16 protein-coding genes are annotated in these 16,667 nt (G+C 70.7%); 6 read left to right on the forward strand and 10 right to left on the reverse strand.

The window, feature by feature from the left end:
• The coding region (locus OC490_RS35435) for a maltotransferase domain-containing protein (RefSeq protein ID WP_262062141.1) at nt 1-646 on the reverse strand (646 nt) is incomplete at its 3' end.
• A 72-nt stretch (nt 647-718) separates the two neighbouring features.
• Nucleotides 719-1,036, reverse strand: a complete 318-nt coding sequence (locus OC490_RS35440) for a DUF5133 domain-containing protein (RefSeq protein ID WP_200716726.1) — start codon at nt 1,034-1,036, stop codon at nt 719-721.
• Nucleotides 1,037-1,334: 298 nt separating this feature from the next.
• Between OC490_RS35440 and OC490_RS35445 the strand changes: the two genes are divergently transcribed.
• Together OC490_RS35445 and glgX are read left to right on the forward strand one after the other, a co-directional pair.
• Entirely contained in the window at nt 1,335-1,838 is a 504-nt protein-coding gene (locus OC490_RS35445) for a pep a2 (protein WP_262062142.1), read from the forward strand.
• Nucleotides 1,839-1,861: 23 nt separating this feature from the next.
• A complete protein-coding gene (gene glgX / locus OC490_RS35450; RefSeq protein ID WP_410099216.1) occupies nt 1,862-3,970 on the forward strand; it encodes a glycogen debranching protein GlgX in 2,109 nt (702 codons plus the stop codon).
• A gap of 3 nt (nt 3,971-3,973) precedes the next feature.
• Here glgX and OC490_RS35455 read toward each other — a convergent pair whose 3' ends face one another.
• A complete protein-coding gene (locus OC490_RS35455; protein ID WP_262062144.1) occupies nt 3,974-4,777 on the reverse strand; it encodes a VOC family protein in 804 nt (267 codons plus the stop codon).
• A 145-nt stretch (nt 4,778-4,922) separates the two neighbouring features.
• On the opposite strand from OC490_RS35455, the gene OC490_RS35460 reads away from it, so the two are divergent.
• The 4 genes from OC490_RS35460 to OC490_RS35475 all read left to right on the forward strand — a co-directional run bounded on the left by OC490_RS35460 (nt 4,923) and on the right by OC490_RS35475 (nt 7,760).
• On the forward strand, nt 4,923-5,378 hold the full coding sequence (locus tag OC490_RS35460) for a MarR family winged helix-turn-helix transcriptional regulator (RefSeq protein ID WP_262062145.1): 456 nt from the start codon (nt 4,923-4,925) through the stop codon (nt 5,376-5,378).
• On the forward strand, nt 5,375-6,235 hold the full coding sequence (locus OC490_RS35465; RefSeq protein WP_262062146.1) for an ABC transporter ATP-binding protein: 861 nt from the start codon (nt 5,375-5,377) through the stop codon (nt 6,233-6,235). Before OC490_RS35460 ends, OC490_RS35465 begins: the two co-directional genes overlap by 4 nt.
• Nucleotides 6,195-7,055 carry an ABC transporter permease gene (locus OC490_RS35470; protein WP_262062147.1) on the forward strand — a complete coding sequence of 287 codons (861 nt, stop codon included), beginning with the start codon at nt 6,195-6,197 and terminating at the stop codon, nt 7,053-7,055. The genes OC490_RS35465 and OC490_RS35470 overlap by 41 nt, the downstream gene beginning before the upstream one ends.
• Nucleotides 7,056-7,244: 189 nt before the next feature.
• Nucleotides 7,245-7,760 carry a hypothetical protein gene (locus tag OC490_RS35475; RefSeq protein WP_262062148.1) on the forward strand — a complete coding sequence of 172 codons (516 nt, stop codon included), beginning with the start codon at nt 7,245-7,247 and terminating at the stop codon, nt 7,758-7,760.
• A gap of 25 nt (nt 7,761-7,785) precedes the next feature.
• Here the strand turns inward: OC490_RS35475 and hemC are convergent, their stop codons facing one another.
• The 7 genes from hemC to OC490_RS35510 form a co-directional block, all read right to left on the reverse strand.
• Nucleotides 7,786-8,721, reverse strand: a complete 936-nt coding sequence (hemC, locus tag OC490_RS35480; RefSeq protein WP_262062149.1) for a hydroxymethylbilane synthase — start codon at nt 8,719-8,721, stop codon at nt 7,786-7,788.
• Nucleotides 8,722-8,791: 70 nt separating this feature from the next.
• Entirely contained in the window at nt 8,792-10,360 is a 1,569-nt protein-coding gene (locus OC490_RS35485; RefSeq protein WP_262062150.1) for an MGH1-like glycoside hydrolase domain-containing protein, read from the reverse strand.
• A 77-nt stretch (nt 10,361-10,437) separates the two neighbouring features.
• Nucleotides 10,438-11,214 (reverse strand): NPP1 family protein, encoded by a 777-nt coding sequence (locus OC490_RS35490; protein ID WP_262062151.1) that lies wholly within the window; start codon nt 11,212-11,214, stop codon nt 10,438-10,440.
• Nucleotides 11,215-11,349: 135 nt separating this feature from the next.
• Nucleotides 11,350-12,300 (reverse strand): ATP-dependent DNA ligase, encoded by a 951-nt coding sequence (locus OC490_RS35495; protein ID WP_262062278.1) that lies wholly within the window; start codon nt 12,298-12,300, stop codon nt 11,350-11,352.
• Between the two features lie 95 nt (nt 12,301-12,395).
• Nucleotides 12,396-13,085 (reverse strand): response regulator, encoded by a 690-nt coding sequence (locus OC490_RS35500; RefSeq protein ID WP_262062152.1) that lies wholly within the window; start codon nt 13,083-13,085, stop codon nt 12,396-12,398.
• The gene (locus OC490_RS35505) at nt 13,082-14,293 is read right to left on the reverse strand and encodes a sensor histidine kinase (RefSeq protein WP_262062153.1); all 1,212 of its coding nucleotides are present in this window, start codon (nt 14,291-14,293) and stop codon (nt 13,082-13,084) included. The genes OC490_RS35500 and OC490_RS35505 overlap by 4 nt, the downstream gene beginning before the upstream one ends.
• A gap of 145 nt (nt 14,294-14,438) precedes the next feature.
• Nucleotides 14,439-16,643, reverse strand: a complete 2,205-nt coding sequence (locus OC490_RS35510; RefSeq protein WP_262062154.1) for an MMPL family transporter — start codon at nt 16,641-16,643, stop codon at nt 14,439-14,441.
• Nucleotides 16,644-16,667 lie beyond the last annotated feature (24 nt).

Raw genomic sequence — 16,667 nt, forward strand, 5'->3', positions numbered from 1 at the left:
CGGCGGTGCCTTCGGAGCGCGGGAAGAACTCGTACCAGGAGCCGAAGAGCGCCCGTTCCCGCTCTACCAGCAACGCGCGCGGCTCGGAGACCGTGATCAACTCCCGCAGCGGATACCGCTCCAGCGCCCCCTCCACCTCCGGCGTCGACGCGGCCACGAACCGCGTCCCCACCGGCAGCGAGTCGTCGCGGAGCGTCTTCGCGGCGGCCAGCACCGCAGCCCGTGCCGGTCCCTCGGGCACTCCGGTGGCGGCTCGCGCGTGCAGTTCCGCGCCCTCCTCCAGCATCAGTCCGACGTCGATGCCGGCCGGGATCTTGATGCGGGCGGCCCGGCGCCAGGTGGCGACGGGATCGCCCCAGGCCTCCACGACGTAGGACCAACGGCCCGTAGTGTCCGGGGCGACCTCCGCGCCCCAGCGGTCGCTGCCGGGGGCGAGTTCACGCATCGGGGTCCAAGGGCCGGGACGGCCGTTCTCGTCGCGGAGAACGACGTTCGCGCCGATCGCGTCGTGGCCCTCGCGGAACACGGTGGCGGTGACCTCGAACGTCTCGCCGACCACCGCCTTCGCCGGGCGCGCGCCGCTCTCCACGGCCGGGCGCACGTCACGTACCGGAATGCGGCCGATCGGTGCCGGGGTCGCGTTCATGGGTCTCACCTCCGCCGTGCTCGTGGCCGGGCTGTTCACCCGGTGGGGGGCCAAGCTGCGCCGGAAGGGGGACTACCTTCCGGCAGGGGAACGCCGGTCGACGGTGACGGCGGCGGTGACAGGTGGCCCGCGGTGCACGACAGGCGTCGTACGGGGGCGTCCGTTCTGCTCTTGGAGGTACGAGCCCACGCTGCTGCTGCTCAGATAGCGTTCGGCGGCTTCCGAGGCCTCGCGCGCGCAGCGCTTCCCCATCAGCACGCACAGGGTGTAGCCCGAGTCCTCGAAGGTGGCCCGTGCCGTCCGGTCGCCCGGCGACGCGAGCATCACGCGTTCCCACACCCGGTAGCGCCGCAGTTGGCGGGCCACTTCGGCCTTGGCGGGTAGCAGCATGGCGCTGTTCACCTTCCGCCTCGGCGGACCGCGTTTCCCGACCGTCGGGTGGCGGCCGTGCACGGAGCGGCATGGCTCCGGCACGGCAGTCGAGGCTTTCACTCATGGTGCACAGGTGATGACCAAGCGTCTTGTTGGATCTTCAACTACCTCATCGGTCGCTCGTGTTGCACGAATGGCCTAGCGCTCGCACTCTGGAGCTGACTCAGAAGCGATCAGTGCTCACGCTTCGTGTTCGGGGCCCCGGCCCCGCAGGGCGAGGGGAAGCGCGAGCTTCGCCGGTAGGGAGCCAACGAAGATGAAGACCGCAGTGCCCTGCTACTACCACCTCGACGTGGAAGTCAGTCCGGAACGGGTCGGGCAGGTCGGGCGCATCCTGGCCGCCCATCTCCGCCTCTGGGACCTCGAAGTTCTCGTGGACCCCGTCTGCCGCGGCGCCGAGTTGCTGCTGCGCGCCATCGACGAGCACGCCACGGACAAGGACACGTCGATCGAGCTCTGGTGGAACGGCCAGCACCTGATCACCGCGATCGGCGACAACGACCGCGATCTGCGCCCGGACCAGGACCTGCGCGCCTGCCTCGCCCGGATCGCCGCGATGAGTGACGGCTGGGGCTGCTGCACCACCGACACCGGAAGCAAGGTCATCTGGTTCTCGCAGCGCGCCCCCAGCGGCGAACGCGTCCCGCGCGTCCCCACGACTCCCGCGCCGCGCCTGCGGGAGATGCTCCAGCTGCCCCGCGCGCTACCGGCCGTTCTGCCGGCCCGCCCGACGCGTGGCGTCCTGGAGGGCGCCCGGTGACCGCGAGCCAGCGTCGGAAAGGGGTGTCCGTGTGGAGCGGGCACCCTTATCCATTGGGTGCCTCCTACGACGGGAAGGGCACCAACTTCGCCCTGTTCAGCGAGGTCGCCGAGCGCGTCGACCTGGTCCTCGTCGAGGACGACGGCAGCCACCGGAACGTCCGGCTGACCGAGGCGGACGGCTTCGTGTGGCACTGCTATCTGCCGGGCATCGGTCCCGGCCAGTGCTACGGCTACCGGGTGCACGGTCCGTGGGCTCCGGCCGCCGGACACCGCTGCAACCCGGAGAAACTGCTCCTCGACCCGTACGCCCGGGCGGTGGACGGACAGATCGACAACGACCCCTCGCTGTACGAGCGTTCGGCCGGCCCTGCTCCTGGCGACAGCGCCGGGCACGGCATGCTCGGCGTGGTCACCGACCCCGCCTTCGACTGGGGCGACGACCGTCCGCCCCGGCGCTCGTACGCCGACACCGTGATCTACGAGGCCCATGTGAAGGGGCTGACCCGCACCCATCCGGAGGTTCCGGAAGAACTCCGGGGCACCTACGCGGGACTCGCGCACCCGGCCGTCGTCGACCATCTTGTCTCGCTCGGGGTGACCGCCGTCGAGCTGATGCCGGTGCACCAGTTCGTGCAGGACGGGGTGCTCCAGGACCGCGGCCTGTCCAACTACTGGGGCTACAACACCATCGGGTTCTTCGCGCCCCACAACGCCTATGCCGCGCACCGCGAACGGGGCGGACAGGTAACCGAGTTCAAGGCGATGGTCAAGGCGCTGCACGCTGCCGGGCTCGAAGTGATCCTGGACGTCGTCTACAACCACACCGCCGAGGGCAACGAGAAGGGCCCCACCCTCTCCTTCCGGGGCATCGACAACGCCTCCTACTACCGCTTGGTGGACGGTGATTGGGGCCACTACTACGACACGACGGGCACCGGGAACAGTCTGCTGATGCGGCACCCGTACGTCCTTCAGCTCATCATGGACTCGCTGCGCCACTGGGTCACCGAGATGCATGTCGACGGCTTCCGCTTCGATCTCGCGGCCACGCTGGCCCGGCAGTTCCACGAGGTGGACCGGCTGTCGGCCTTCTTCGACCTGATCCAGCAGGACCCGGTGATCAGCCGCGTCAAGCTCATCGCCGAGCCGTGGGACGTGGGGGAGGGCGGCTATCAGGTGGGCAACTTCCCGCCGCTGTGGTCGGAGTGGAACGGCAAGTACCGGGACGCTGTACGGGACTTCTGGCGGGGCGGCGAGCACACGCTCGGCGAGTTCGCGTCCCGGCTCACCGGCTCCTCCGACCTGTACCAGCACAGCCGTCGGCGTCCACGGGCCAGCGTCAACTTCGTCACCGCACACGACGGGTTCACCCTGCGCGACCTGGTGTCGTACGACGACAAGCACAACGAGGCCAACGGGGAAGGCAATCGGGACGGCGAGAACAGCAACCGGTCCTGGAACTGCGGCGTGGAGGGGGACACGGACGACCCCGGCGTGCTGGAGCTCCGCGCCCGTCAGCAGCGCAACTTCCTTGCCACGCTGCTCCTTTCGCAGGGCATTCCGATGCTCGGTCACGGAGACGAACTGGGGCGCAGTCAGCGCGGCAACAACAACGCCTACTGCCAGGACAACGAAGTCTCCTGGATCGACTGGGAGTTGACCGACGAGCAGCGCGAACTCGCCGCGTTCACGCGGTATGTGATCGGGCTGCGCGCCGCGCATCCCGTGCTGCGCCGGCGCCGGTTCTTCCGCGGCGAGACCGCCGTGCACCCCGGACAGCCGCTGCCCGACCTGGTGTGGCTGCTGCCCGACGCCCGCGAGATGACCGACCGCGACTGGCAGCGCTCCGACGCGCACTCGGTCGGTGTCTTCCTCAACGGCGACGCCATCGCCGAGCGCGATCCGCACGGCGGGCCCGTCGTCGACGACTCCTTCCTGCTCCTGCTCAACAGCTACTGGGAGCCGGTCGACTTCCGTCTCCCGGACATGACCTACGGCGAGCGCTGGACGACCCTGATCGACACCGCCGAGCCGCAGGGCACCCCGGACGAGACGGAGCACAAGGCGGACACGCAGATGGTGGTCGAGGCCCGCAGCCTGGTGCTGTTGTCGCGCCCTGCCAGGCGCTGAAGGTCAGGGGGCACTGCGCGAGGTCACCGTGAACTGTGCGCCGTCCGGGTCGCGCAGCACGGCCTCGTGGCCGTTCTCCCGCAGGATGCTCCCGCCGTGCGAGGCCACGACCCGGGCGCACGAGCGGATGTCCGAAACCGCGAAGTGGACCTGCCAGTGCGGGCGCACGGTCGGGTCGGGTGTCGCCTCCAGCGTGCCCGACTCGATCCGCGCCACGACATTGCCGCCGCTGCGCAGCACGACCTCGCCGCCCTCGTACCGGACCTCGCAGCTCGCCGGGTCCGCCGACGCCCAGTCGAGGACCTCGCCGTAGAAGATCGCCGCGTCGAAGGCGTCCCGGGTGTGCAGCCGGACGAAGGCCGGTGCCGAGCGGCGCCAGGTCTCCCAGCCGCCCATGAGGTCGCCCTCCCAGATGCCGAAGGTCGCGCCGTCCCGGTCGCCGAGCAGGGCCGCGCGGCCGGGGGGGAAGGAGAGCGGGCCGACGGCGACCGTGGCGCCGCGCTCGCGGACCCGGGCCGCGGCCACATCCGCGTCGGGCACGGCGAAGTACGGCGTCCAGGCCACCGGGATCTGCCACATGGAGGCCACCGCGCCCAGGCCGGCCACCGGAATGTCGTTCGCCGTGGCGATCCGGAACTGGTCGCCGAGTCGGGCCGAGCGCCACTTCCAGCCGAACACGGCCTCGTAGAACGCCTCGGTGGTCTCCACGTCGCGGCTCGTGAGACTCACCCAGCAGGGGGCGCCGAACATCGAACGGGTGGAGACGGCGTCCGGCTCGCCGAGGGACGGATTCCTGTCGTGGTTCATGGCAGTCGCGTTCCGATCTCCTGGGACCGGCGGCCACCGGTCTTCTTCTCAGTGTCCAACCGGAATCGGTCCCGCTGCCTCCCGAGCGGGTGTCTTGACCATCCTTTTGGGTTAGTTACCTCTGCTAAAGAGGTAATCTCCGGGTGTGGAGACGGAGAACTTCCCGGAAGAGCTGGCCGACGCGCTCGTCGGTGTCCAGCGGCTGATCCGCAGGCGGCTGCGGAGCGAGATGACCATGCCGCGACTGCGCGGCGCCGAGGTGGAGCTGCTGCGCCTGGTCGAGATCCGGCCCGGCATCGGTATCTCGGAGGCGGCCAAGGAGTTGTTCCTCGCCGGCAACTCGGTGTCGACCCTGGTCAACCAGCTCGCCCGGGACGGTTTCCTGATCCGCGAGACCGACCCCGCCGACCGGCGCGCCGCCCGACTGCAGCTCACCGACACGGCCAAGACGCGACTCGGCGACTGGCACGCACGGCGCGCGGCCCTCGTACGGGCGCAGGTCGACCGTCTCGACCCCGCCGACCGGGACGCGCTGCGCGCAGCCATCCCGGCCCTGCATCAGCTGGCCGTCAATCTGCACGAGGAGGCCGAGGACTCATGACGCAGGACACTGCCACCGAGCGGTCCGCAGCCGTCAGCTGCACCCGGCTCGCCTACTCCTTCGGCGAGACCACCGCGGTGGACGGGCTCGACCTGTCCGTGGGGGAGGGCGAGGTCTTCGGACTGCTCGGCCCCAACGGCGCCGGGAAGACCACCGCCATCCGCTGTATCACCACCCTCCTGCCGGTCCCGGCGGGCATGGTCCACGTCTTCGGCCACGACACGGCCAAGGACCAGATGTCGGTGCGCCGCATGCTCGGCTACGTCCCGCAGCAGTTGTCCGCCGACAGCGGGCTCACCGGCCGGGAGAACGTCGCTCTCTTCGCCCGCGTCTTCGACGTCCCGCGCAGAGAACGCGCCGCACGCGTCGCCCAGGCGCTGCGGGCCGTCGACCTCACCGACGCCGCCGACCGGCTGGCCAACACCTACTCCGGTGGCATGGTCCGCCGGCTCGAACTCGCGCAGGCCCTGGTCAGCGCGCCCCGTCTGCTCATCCTCGACGAGCCCACCATCGGCCTCGACCCGATCGCCCGCACCAGCGTGTGGGAGCACATCAACGCCGTGCGCGAGGCCACCGGCATGACCGTCCTGGTCACCACCCACTACATGGACGAGGCCGACCAGTACTGCGATCGCGTCGGCCTGATGCACCGCGGCCGTATCCGCGCCCTGGGCACCCCGGACGAGCTCCGCGAGGGCCTCGGCGAACGCCGCCGCGCCGACGGCGCCCCCGCCACCGATCCGCTGCCCACCCTTGAGGACGTCTTCCGGGACATCGCCGGCAGCGGTCTCGAAGACCAGTCAGGAGGTTTCCGCGATGTCCGAAGCACCCGCCGCACCGCGAACCGCGTCGGCTGACCCCGCCCCCGAGTACGACCTGAACCTGCTGCTCACCCCACCCGAACCCCGGGCCGGATGGCGCCTGTTGCCGGCCCGCGTCATCGCGATGTGCGCGGTCGAACTCCAGAAACTCCGCCACGACCGCACCGAGTTGTACACCCGGGCCGTCCAACCGGCCCTGTGGCTGCTGATCTTCGGCCAGACCTTCACCCGCATCAAGGCGATCCCCACCGGCGGCATCCCCTACATCGACTACCTCGCCCCGGGCATCATCGCCCAGTCCGCGATGTTCATCGCCATCTTCTACGGCATCCAGATCATCTGGGAGCGGGACGCGGGCATCCTCAACAAGCTCCTCGTCACCCCCACCCCGCGCTCGGCGCTGATCACCGGCAAGGCCTTCGCGGCCGGGGTGAAGTCGCTGATCCAGGCCGTCGTCGTGGTCGTCATCGCCGCGATTCTCGGGGTGGCACTGACCTGGAACCCGCTGAAGCTGATCGGTGTCGGGGCGATTGTGATCCTCGGCTCGGCCTTCTTCTCCTGTCTGTCGATGACCATCGCCGGCATCGTGCTCAGCAGGGACCGGCTGATGGGTTTCGGACAGGCGATCACCATGCCGTTGTTCTTCGGTTCCAACGCCCTCTACCCGGTGGCGATCATGCCCGGATGGCTGCAGGCGGTGAGCAAGGCGAACCCGCTCAGCTACGAAGTGGACGCCCTGCGCGGGCTGCTGCTCGGCACCCCGTCGCATGTGGGCACCGACTTCGCGGTCCTTCTGGTGGCCGCCGCCCTGGGTATCGCCGCCGCCTCCTCGCTGCTCGGACGGCTGGCCCGCTGATCTTGTCGGGGACGTGATGTGCGGCACGCCCCCGACCGTGGTTCGGTGGCCGAAAAGCGGATTCCTCCTGCGCACGGCTTGATCAGTGATCAAGCGGGCGAAAACGCTGGCCACAGCGCATTCTGCTCATTTGACAGTGCGCTGAGCACACAGATAGGAAGCAGCTCTCTGAGGTCGAGAGGGTGCATTGTGTACGAGCCGAACGTGGTCGGGGACTGGCACGAGTACGACGAACATGCCGGTCTGCGTGTCCGCGTCCACAGCCTGGCGGCAGCCGAGCCGCCGCGCGGACGCGACGACGCCGCCGAAGGGCTGACGTATTTCACTCTCCGTGTCACCGTCGAGAACCGCGGCGCCCGGCACCTCGGCATCCACCTGGAGGACGGGCAGATCGACGTCAGGGTCGGTCCGGACGGCGAGAGCGCCTTCATCGACTGGCGCAGCTCGCAGTTCATCGAGGGCTTCGACGTCTATCCGCTGCGCCGCGCCACCGCCGTCCTGTACGCGGCCGGTGCGGAGGCGTCCCTGACGCAGGTCGACGTACAGGTGCAGCTGCGGGTGGAGGAGGAGTGGACCGAACGGCGCCTGTGGGCGGGTGGTACCGGTCTGTGCGAGGAGGCCGTCGCGGCCGGTGCCGGACGGGACGGCCTGGCTCACCAGGTGAGCAACTTCCTCCGCGACCAGGCGGAGCCCGGCACCCCCTGAGACCTGCGGGTCCGGGCCCTTCCGGTCAGTGCGGGATGCCGTCGATGATCTCGCGGGCACCCTGCCGCAGCAGCGCCACCGCCACCGACGTGCCGAGCGTCGCCGGGTCCAGCCGTCCGGCCCACTCGTGGGCGTTGAGCCGGGTCTTGCCGTCCGGGGTGAACACACAGGCGCGCAGCGACAGTTCACCGCTCCGGTCGACCTGGGCGTACCCGGCGATCGGGCTGTTGCAGTGCCCCTGGAGGACATGCAGGAACATGCGCTCCGCCGTCGCCTCACGATGTGTCTCGGGGTGACCGAGCCCGCTGATCGTGTCGATGACGTCGGTGTCGCCCTCACGGCACTGCAGGGCGAGGATGCCCGCACCGATCGGCGGCATCATCGCCTCGGCGGACAGCACCTCGGTGGCCACGTCCATCCGGTCGATGCGCTCCAGGCCCGACATCGCGACCAGCAGCGCGTCCGCCTCGCCCGCCGCGAGCTTCTCCAGTCGCCGGTTGACGTTGCCGCGGAACGGCACGCACTCCAACTCCGGGTGCGTGGCGGCCAGTTGTGCGACCCGGCGGACCGAGGAGGTGCCGATGCGGGTACCGGCGGGCAGTTCGTCGAGGGTCAGCCCGCCCGGGTGGACCAGGGCGTCGCGGATGTCGTCCCGCTTCAGGAACGCGGCGAAGGTCGTACCGGCGGGCAGCGGCCGGTCGGCGGGCACGTCCTTCATGCAGTGCACCGCGAGATCCGCCTCACCCGCGAGCAGCGCGGCGTCCACCTCCTTGGTGAACGCCCCCTTGCCCTCGACGGCGGACAGATCACCCATCCACTTGTCGCCGGTCGTCTTCACCGGCACGACCTCGGTGCGCACCTGTGGATGAAGGACGGCCAACTCGGCGCGGACACGCTCCACTTGGGCCAGCGCCATGGGTGAGTCGCGGGAGACGATTCGGATCAGTTCAGGCACGGACATGCGGACACGATAGACCTTCCGGCACCCTGCCGTGGACCGGACCCCGCACCCGGCGAGAGTGACATATGCGTCACACCGTGTCGGTGAGCACCAGGCGCAGAGTGTGGTGACCGGTCCCGTCCGCGGCTACGACCGGTTCCCCCGGCCGCCCGTCGACCGTGCACGACCGCACCCGGCTCCCACCGCCGCTCAGGGTGATGTCGAGGGTCGTGCCCCGGTACCGCAGCCCGCGCAGACTCACCGTGCCCCAGGTCGGGGGCAGACACGGGCGCAGCCGCAGGGACTCGTCCGTGAACGTCAGACCGAACAGGCCGTCGTGGATCAGCCGCAGATACGCCGTCGCCGACCAGGTCTGGTCGGGCTGCGACACGAAGTGGTTCGCGTGTCCACTGGCACCGCCCTGCCAGCCGCCGTCCACGGCACCGGTCACCGAGTTGTACAGCTCGTAGAAGCCGCCGCTCGTGGCGATCAGACCGGCGAGGGTGTCGACGGCGAGGGCGAACGGTTCGGTGCGGCCCGCGTCGGCCGCGGCCTGGCCGTACAGTCCGTGGACCATCGGCCAGACCATCACGTTGTGCCGCCCCGGACGCCGGTCGTCGAAGCGCGGGAAGTGCGGCCAGACGTTGACGATGCCGTACGGCTGCCAGTGCGTGGAGTCGAGGATCCGGCCGGCCCGTTCGGAGTCGGCGACGCCGAGGAGGACGGCGAGGGCCAGTCCCGCGCCCTCCTGCGAGGTGTCGAGGTGTCCGGCGAGCGGGCCCTCGCCGTGGACGAGGTAGCCGTAGGTGCCGGCGTCCGCGCGCCACAGGTGCCGGTCGATCGCCGTGCGCAGCTGCTCAGCGTCCGAGCGCAGCGAGGCGGCCTGCACGGGGCGGCCGAGAGCCTCGGACATGGCGGCGAGGGCGAGATGGGCGCCGTAGTAGAGGCAGTTGGTCGACAGGCACATCAGTTTGTCGGTGTGCGGGTGGTCCAGGACGAAGGACGAGTGGACCGAGGTCGAGGCGGGCGGGCTCGGGTAGCCGGAGATGCCGTCGTTCATGAAGCCCGGGCCCTCGAAGAGGCCGAGCGACGGGCTGAGGTGCTGGGCGCGGCGGGTCGCGAGGGTGCGCGCGGACGTGTCGTGGGCCTGGGTGAGGAAGTCGCGGTCGCCGGTGACCAGGTAGTGGCGATGGGCGGCCAGGACCCACACGATCTGGTCCCACCACTGGTTGTCCTGCTGGACGACGAGCCCGTCCCGCGCGCGGTCGACCACGGACCACAGGGTGTTGCGGGCGACCTTCGGCGCGAGCAGGCTGACGCCGCTCCACGCGTTGACGGCCGCGTCCCGCGTCCAGCGCTGGGGCGCGGGATAGCCGCCGCCCGCCCGGACGACCGTGCCGGGCGGATAGCTGAGCAGTCCGGCCCTGTCGTAGACCGAGCGGTCCGCGCCGATGGTGTTGGCGCCGGACACGGACCCGAGCGCGGACGAGTACAGGGCGCCGAGCCGGTGCTGGGTGGCCGGGTCGTCGAAGGCGAGGGTGGGCATGGTGTATCCGTTCCCGGGGTCCGGGCCCTGCGCACCCGCGGGGATGGCCGTCGCTCCGGCGATGCCCAGCGCGATCAGGAGAGCCCGCCGCGAGACCCTGCGTTCAGCTGCCACGTTCCGTCCTCTCGGGCTCCCGGGGTCGAGATGGTCCCGGGAGCCCTGAGAACGATGGTGCCCTGCGGACGGTACCGTCAGGCGGCGGGGTCGAACGTGATTCCGGAAGGCTTCGCCGAGGTGAGGTGGGCCACGAAGTTGGCGTCCTTGAGTCCGAAGTTCGCGCTGCCGAAGTCGTAGGCGCTCAACTTGTCGCGCAGGCCCGCCGGGTAGCCGTTCCAGCCGACGAGCGGCGGGTACTGCCAGGTGTGCTTGTCGTTCTCCGGCGGCTCGTCGTTGGCGTCGGCCAGTCGGAAGTCGTGCGTACCGATGCCGTCCTTGTGGTAGACGATCTTGGCGTGCGTGCCGTCGAAGCGGACCTCGGACGCCGCGTGCACGGTGAACGAGCCGTGGTTGGACGTCGACACGTACTGGATCGTGCCGTTCTGCACCCACACCACGACGTGTTCCCAGTCGTTGCGGTGCCCCCCGATGCTGGAGTTGGCGACGGCCTGGTCCTTCTCGAAGTACAGGCCGTAGATGTACGCGCACCAGCCGTTGTTGCACTTGTAGCGCGAGTAGCTGTTGGTGTTGTCGAGGTCCGAGGCGTCGTGGCACTCGCCGCTGAGTGAACCCGTCGGGTTCAGACCGCCGTTGATGGTGCCGTCGGGGCCGATCGCGGGCGTCGGGTAGCAGCCGTCCGTGTCGTAGTCGAAGGCGGGCAGATACGTCTTCTCCACCGTCTCGGCGTTCGCGGGCAGCGCCGCGGGCGGGGCGGCGAAGGCGGCGGAGGGGAAGGCGATGACGAGCACGGCGGCACCGCCGAGGCCGGCGAGCCACCTGCGGCGGCGGGTTCGGGACGTCTGGGACGACACTGCGTCCTCCATTTCGGGCGCAGCCCAACGGCTGTGGATGGAAAGGGCTTTCAGAGTCCCTACTTTTCATGTACGCGCCAAGGGGGTGAGGTGTCACGATGGTGACACGACGCCCAATACTTGATCTACGCAAGTTCATCGGCTCTCCGGTAGATCGGCGGCCGACTCCTCCGGTGCCAGGTCGGGGCGCAGTCGCAGCCAGGACGGTTGCCGCAGCATCCCGGCCCGGGTACGGGTGCTGTAGCGGACCTCGCCGACCAGCCGGGGCACCACCCAGCGCGCCCCGGTCACCGCCGGTACCGGATCGAAGGGGCAGCTGTCGGTACCGGCGGCCCGCAACAGCGCGGCGAGTTCGGCACGTTCGGCCTCGCTCCAACCTGTGCCCACATTGCCGACGTACCGCAGCCGCCCGGCCGCGCGCTGCCCCACCAGTACCGCGCCCGGCAGACCCGACAGCCGCCCCTTGCCCGGCACCCACCCGCCGACCAGCACGTCCTCGCTGCGCAGATTGCGGATCTTGATCCAGGCCCGGGAGCGCACCCCGGGCTCGTACGCCGAATCGAGCCGCTTGCAGACCAGCCCCTCCAGCCCGTGTTCGCGGGTGGCCCGCAGCGCCTCGGCGCCATGTCCGGTGAGCGCGGCGGGAGTCGACCAGTTCGGGCCGTGCAGGCCCAGTCGCTCCAGTTCGCCGCGGCGGTCGGCGTAACGGAGCCCGAGGAGCGGCCTGTTGAGGTGCGGGACGTCGAACAGCACCAGATGGACAGGGGTGTTCGCGGCTCGGTGTGCCGCCAGGGCGGGCGAGCCGGCCAGGCCCATCCGCTTCTGCAGCAACTGGAAGTCGGCGCGGCCCTGTTCGTCCAGAGCCAGCACCTCACCGTCCAGGATTGCCCGCGTGCTGCCCAACTCAAGGCCCAGGGGCAGGAGTTCGGGATAGGCGCCGGTAATGTCCGCACCGGAGCGGGCGCGCAGCAGGACGCTGCCGTCGCCGGGGAGATACACCAGTACGCGCTGGCCGTCCTGCTTGGTCTCGTAGGCCCAGCGGGCGTCCTGCCCGGCGGGCGGGAGGGTGCCGGGCGTGGCGAGCATGGGTGCGATGTGGGGGAAGGGCACGCCACAGGTGTCGACGGCGAGCGGTGGCTGCACGCCTTTTCGGCGGGGGGTTCGCCTGAACGGGCGCTCCCTCAGAGCGCGGAACCGGACGGTGGCGGAGCCTGCACGAGCCCCGACTGGTAGGCCATCACGACGAGTTGGGCCCGGTCGCGGGCGTCCAGCTTCGTCATGGCGCGGTGCACATGGGTGCGGACGGTCAGCGGGCTGACGTACAGCTGCTCGGCGATCTCGTCGTTCGAGTGGCCCTCGGCCGCCATGGCCATGATCTCGCGCTCCCGGGCGGTGAGGACGCCGAGCCGGTCGGACGTCGCCAGCCGGGCGCTCGGCGCGGGGGTGGCCAGGAAACGGGTGATCAGGGTGCGGGTGGCGAGCGGGGAGAGCAGGGACTCGCCGGAGGCGACCGTGCGGATGCCGGAGAGCAGCGCTTCGGCGGTGACGTCCTTGCCGAGGAAACCGCTTGCGCCTGCCCGGAGCGCCTGCGCCACGTACTCATCGACCTCGAAGGTGGTGAGGATGAGGACGCGGGTGCCGGACAGCGCCGGGTCGGCGCAGATGGCGGTGGTGGCTGTCAGGCCGTCGGTGCCCGGCATACGTATGTCCATCAGGACGAGGTCGGGGCGGTGTTCACCGGCCAGCGCGATCGCCTCGGCGCCGTCGGCCGCCTCGCCGACCACCTCCATGTCCTCGCAGGTGTCGATCAGGATCCGGAAGGTGGCCCGCAGCAGGGCCTGGTCGTCGGCGAGCAGCACACGGATGGTCATGGGGTTCTTTCTTCCGGTTCCGGGGCGCTGGGGTACAGCGGCAGTTCGGTGGTGACCTCGAAGCCGCCCTCGACCCGGTGCCCGGCCCGCAGGGCACCGCCGACCGACCGGGCGCGCTCCCGCATCCCGATCAGCCCGAAACCCTGGCCCGGGGGCGGCGCCGGGACGGTCGGCGCACCCGGGCCGTCGTCGGACACGGTGACGGTCAGCCGGTCGTGGGAGTAGCGCAGGCGCACCTGCGCCGACCCGGTCGTGGCGTGCTTGCTGACGTTCGTGAGAGCCTCCTGCACGATCCGGTACGCCGTCAGGTCCACCCCGGCCGACAGCGGGCGCCGTTCGCCCTCCGTGGTGACGGCGACCGTGAGTCCGGCGGTGGCGAACGAGCCGGTGAGCTCGGCGAGTTGGGCCAGCCCCGGGCTCGGGGCCAGCGGTGCGCCGGGATCGCCGGCCCGGCGCAGCAGACCCACCGTGCCCTTCATCTCGCGCAGCGCGGAGGACGTCGTACCGGCGAGTTCCGTCAGGATCCGCTGCGCATGGTCGGGATGGGTGCGCGCCAGGTGGGCGGCGGTGCCGGCCTGGGCGTGGGCCAGGGCCAGATGGTGGGCGACGACATCGTGCAACTCCCTCGCGATGCGCATCCGTTCCTCGGCCACCCGGTGCCGGGCCTCCTCCTCCCGGCTGCGCTCGGCGTACTCGGCGCGCGCCTGCACCGCCTCCAGATAGGCGTCCCGCAGCCGGAGCGCGTTCCCGGCGACCACCGGCAGCAGCAGCCAGGCGGCCGGGCCGACCGTCTTGAACGGCCAGGGGTGGTGCACCGGGTCCATCAGCGTCGCCGTCGTCACCACCAGCACGACCGACGCGAGGAAGTAGCGGCGGGCCGTCCTGCGGCGGGTGAGCACGGCCAGCCGGTACAGGGCCAGCATCAGCGGCCCCAGCATCAGCGGGGTGAGGAGACAGCCCAGCGCGGCGGCCCCGGCGGCGGCGACCGCCGTGACGGCGACGACCGCACGGGGACGGCTCCGCTGCCAGAACAGGGCCGCGCAGGAGACGGCGGCGAGCGCGATCGTCGGGGCCACCGCGTCGGGCCCGGGACCGCGGGGCACGTTCAGCTCGCTGCCGAAGAGGAACATGGCGAACAGCAGCACCGCCGACATGGTGTCGACGGTGCGGATGTGCTCGTCCGCGTAGCGCTGCCAGCTGTCGTGCATCGATGTCTCCGGTGGGTCTCCTGGGACCATGGTGGGCGATGACCGGTCCTGACGTGGTGCCGGGTCCCTCCGGTGGGGTTCTGGGACGGCCGCCGGGGCCGCCCGCGTCACGCTCTGCGGGCGGCCCGTCGCGGGGAGGGCGGGGTCAGGCACGGGTGATCGGTATCGGCTCGGGTACGGCAGGGGCTGATGGCTCCCTGCGGGTGAGCGCCTCGCCCTCGACGTCGATGTTCGGCAGCAGCCGGTCCAGCCGGCGCGGCAGCCACCAGGCGGCCCCTCCCAGCAGCGCCAGTACGGCGGGCACGATCGCCATCCGGACGACGAAGGCGTCGAGCAGCACGGCCGCCGCGAGCCCGAAGCCGATCATCTTGATCATCGACTCGCCGGCCCCGATGAAGCCCGAGAACACCGCCATCATGATCAGCGCGGCGGCCACGACCACCCGGGCGCTGTACCGGAACCCGGTCGCGATCGCCTGCGCCGGCCGGTCCCCGTGGACGTAGGCCTCCCGCATGCGGGCGACGAGGAACACCTCGTAGTCCATGGCGAGTCCGAAGACGATGCCCACCAGGAAGATCGGCATCATGCTCATGATCGGGCCGGTCTGCTCCACGCCCAACAGGCTTGCGCCGTGGCCCCATTGGAAGACCGCGACGACCGAGCCGAGCGAGGCCAGCACCGACAGGAGGAAGCCGACGGCCGCCTTCAGGGGGACCAGGACCGAGCGGAAGACCAGGAGGAGCAGGACGACGGCCAGGCCGACCACCACCGCGAGGTAGGGGATCAGCGCGTTCTGCACCTTCTGGGCCACGTCGATGTTGACGGCGGTCGTACCGGTGACCAGGAACGTCGTCCCGGTCGCGGACTCGATCGCCGGGCGTTCGGCGCGGATGGTGTGGACGAGGTCCTTCGTCCGCTCGTCGCTGGGACCGGTCGACGGTACGGCCGAGAAGACGGCGGTGTCGCCCGCCGGGTTGAAGCGGGCCGGGGAGACGGAGACCACGCCCTCGGTCGCCGCGATCCGCTTCGAGATCGTCGACACCGCGGCCTTCGTGTCGCCCGCCGACTTCGAGTCGACCACGACGGTCAACGGCCCGTTGAAACCGGGCCCGAAGCCCGTCGCGAGGTCGTCGTAGGCACGGCGTTCGGTGGTCGCCGTGGACTTCACCTCGTCGCCAGGCATGCCCAGTTGGAGGTCCGCCACCGGGAGCGCGAGCGCCCCGAGGCCCACCACGCCCAGCAGCAGCACGGTGACGGGACGGCGCAGCACGAACCGTGCCCAGCGGCTGCCGCCGTTGTTCTCGCCGTTCTCCTCGATGCGCCCCTTCTTGCGGGCGGCGCGGGACAGCACGGCGTTCGGCCAGAACCCGAGCAGCGCCGGGACCAGTGTCAGCGCGATGAGGACGGAGACGACGACCGCACCGGCGGCGGCCAGCCCCATCTTGGTGAGCGTCGGGATGCCGACCACCGACAAACCGGCCAGAGCGATGACAACGGTTAGACCGGCGAACACAACTGCCGAACCCGCCGTACCGGCCGCGAGACCCGCGGCCTCCTGGGGCGCGTGACCCTTGGAACGCTCCTCGCGATAGCGGGAGACGACGAACATGGCGTAGTCGATGCCGACCGCGAGGCCCAGCATGGTGGCCAACGTGCCTGTCGTGGACGACAGGTTGAGGGCCTTGGACAGGGCCAGGATCGAGGACATGGCGATCCCCACCCCGACGATCGCGGTCAGCAGCGGCAGTCCGGCCGCCGCCAGTGAACCGAAGGTGATCAGGAGCACCAGGGCGGCGATCGCGATGCCGATCGCCTCGGCGCTGCCGCCCGCCGAGGGCTGGGTCGCGAGTGCGGTGCCACCGACCTCGACGGTCAGGCCGGAAGCGCGGGCCGTGTCAATCGCGTTCTGCAGATGGGACTTCGCGGTGTCGGTGAGGTCGTGCGCCTTCACCTTGAAGGTGACGGTCGCGTACGCGGTCGTCGCGTCCTCGCTCACCGCCTTCGCAGTGAACGGGTCGACGGCGCTTGCGACTTGGGACCCGTCGGTCGCCTCGGTCACCAGTTTCTCGACGACCGCCCTGTTCGCGGTCGCGGTGATCTTCTCGCCGTGCGGGGCCACGAACACGATCCGCGCGTTCGCGCCGTCCGCCGCCGAACCCGGGAAGCGCTGCCCCAGCAGGTCGAACGCCTTCTGGGACTCGATCCCGGGCATGGACGACCCCTCGTCGGGGGCCTCGGGAGCCCTGACGGCGGCGAAACCGACGGCGGCCAGCACGGCCACCCAGAACAGGGTGACCAACCAGCGCCGCCGGAAGGCGAGTCGGCCCAGTCGATGGAGAAAAGTAGCCACGGGACGGAGTGCTCCACATCTGCT

Source organism: Streptomyces sp. STR69, from assembly GCF_024519455.1.
Classification (GTDB): Bacteria; Actinomycetota; Actinomycetes; order Streptomycetales; family Streptomycetaceae; genus Streptomyces.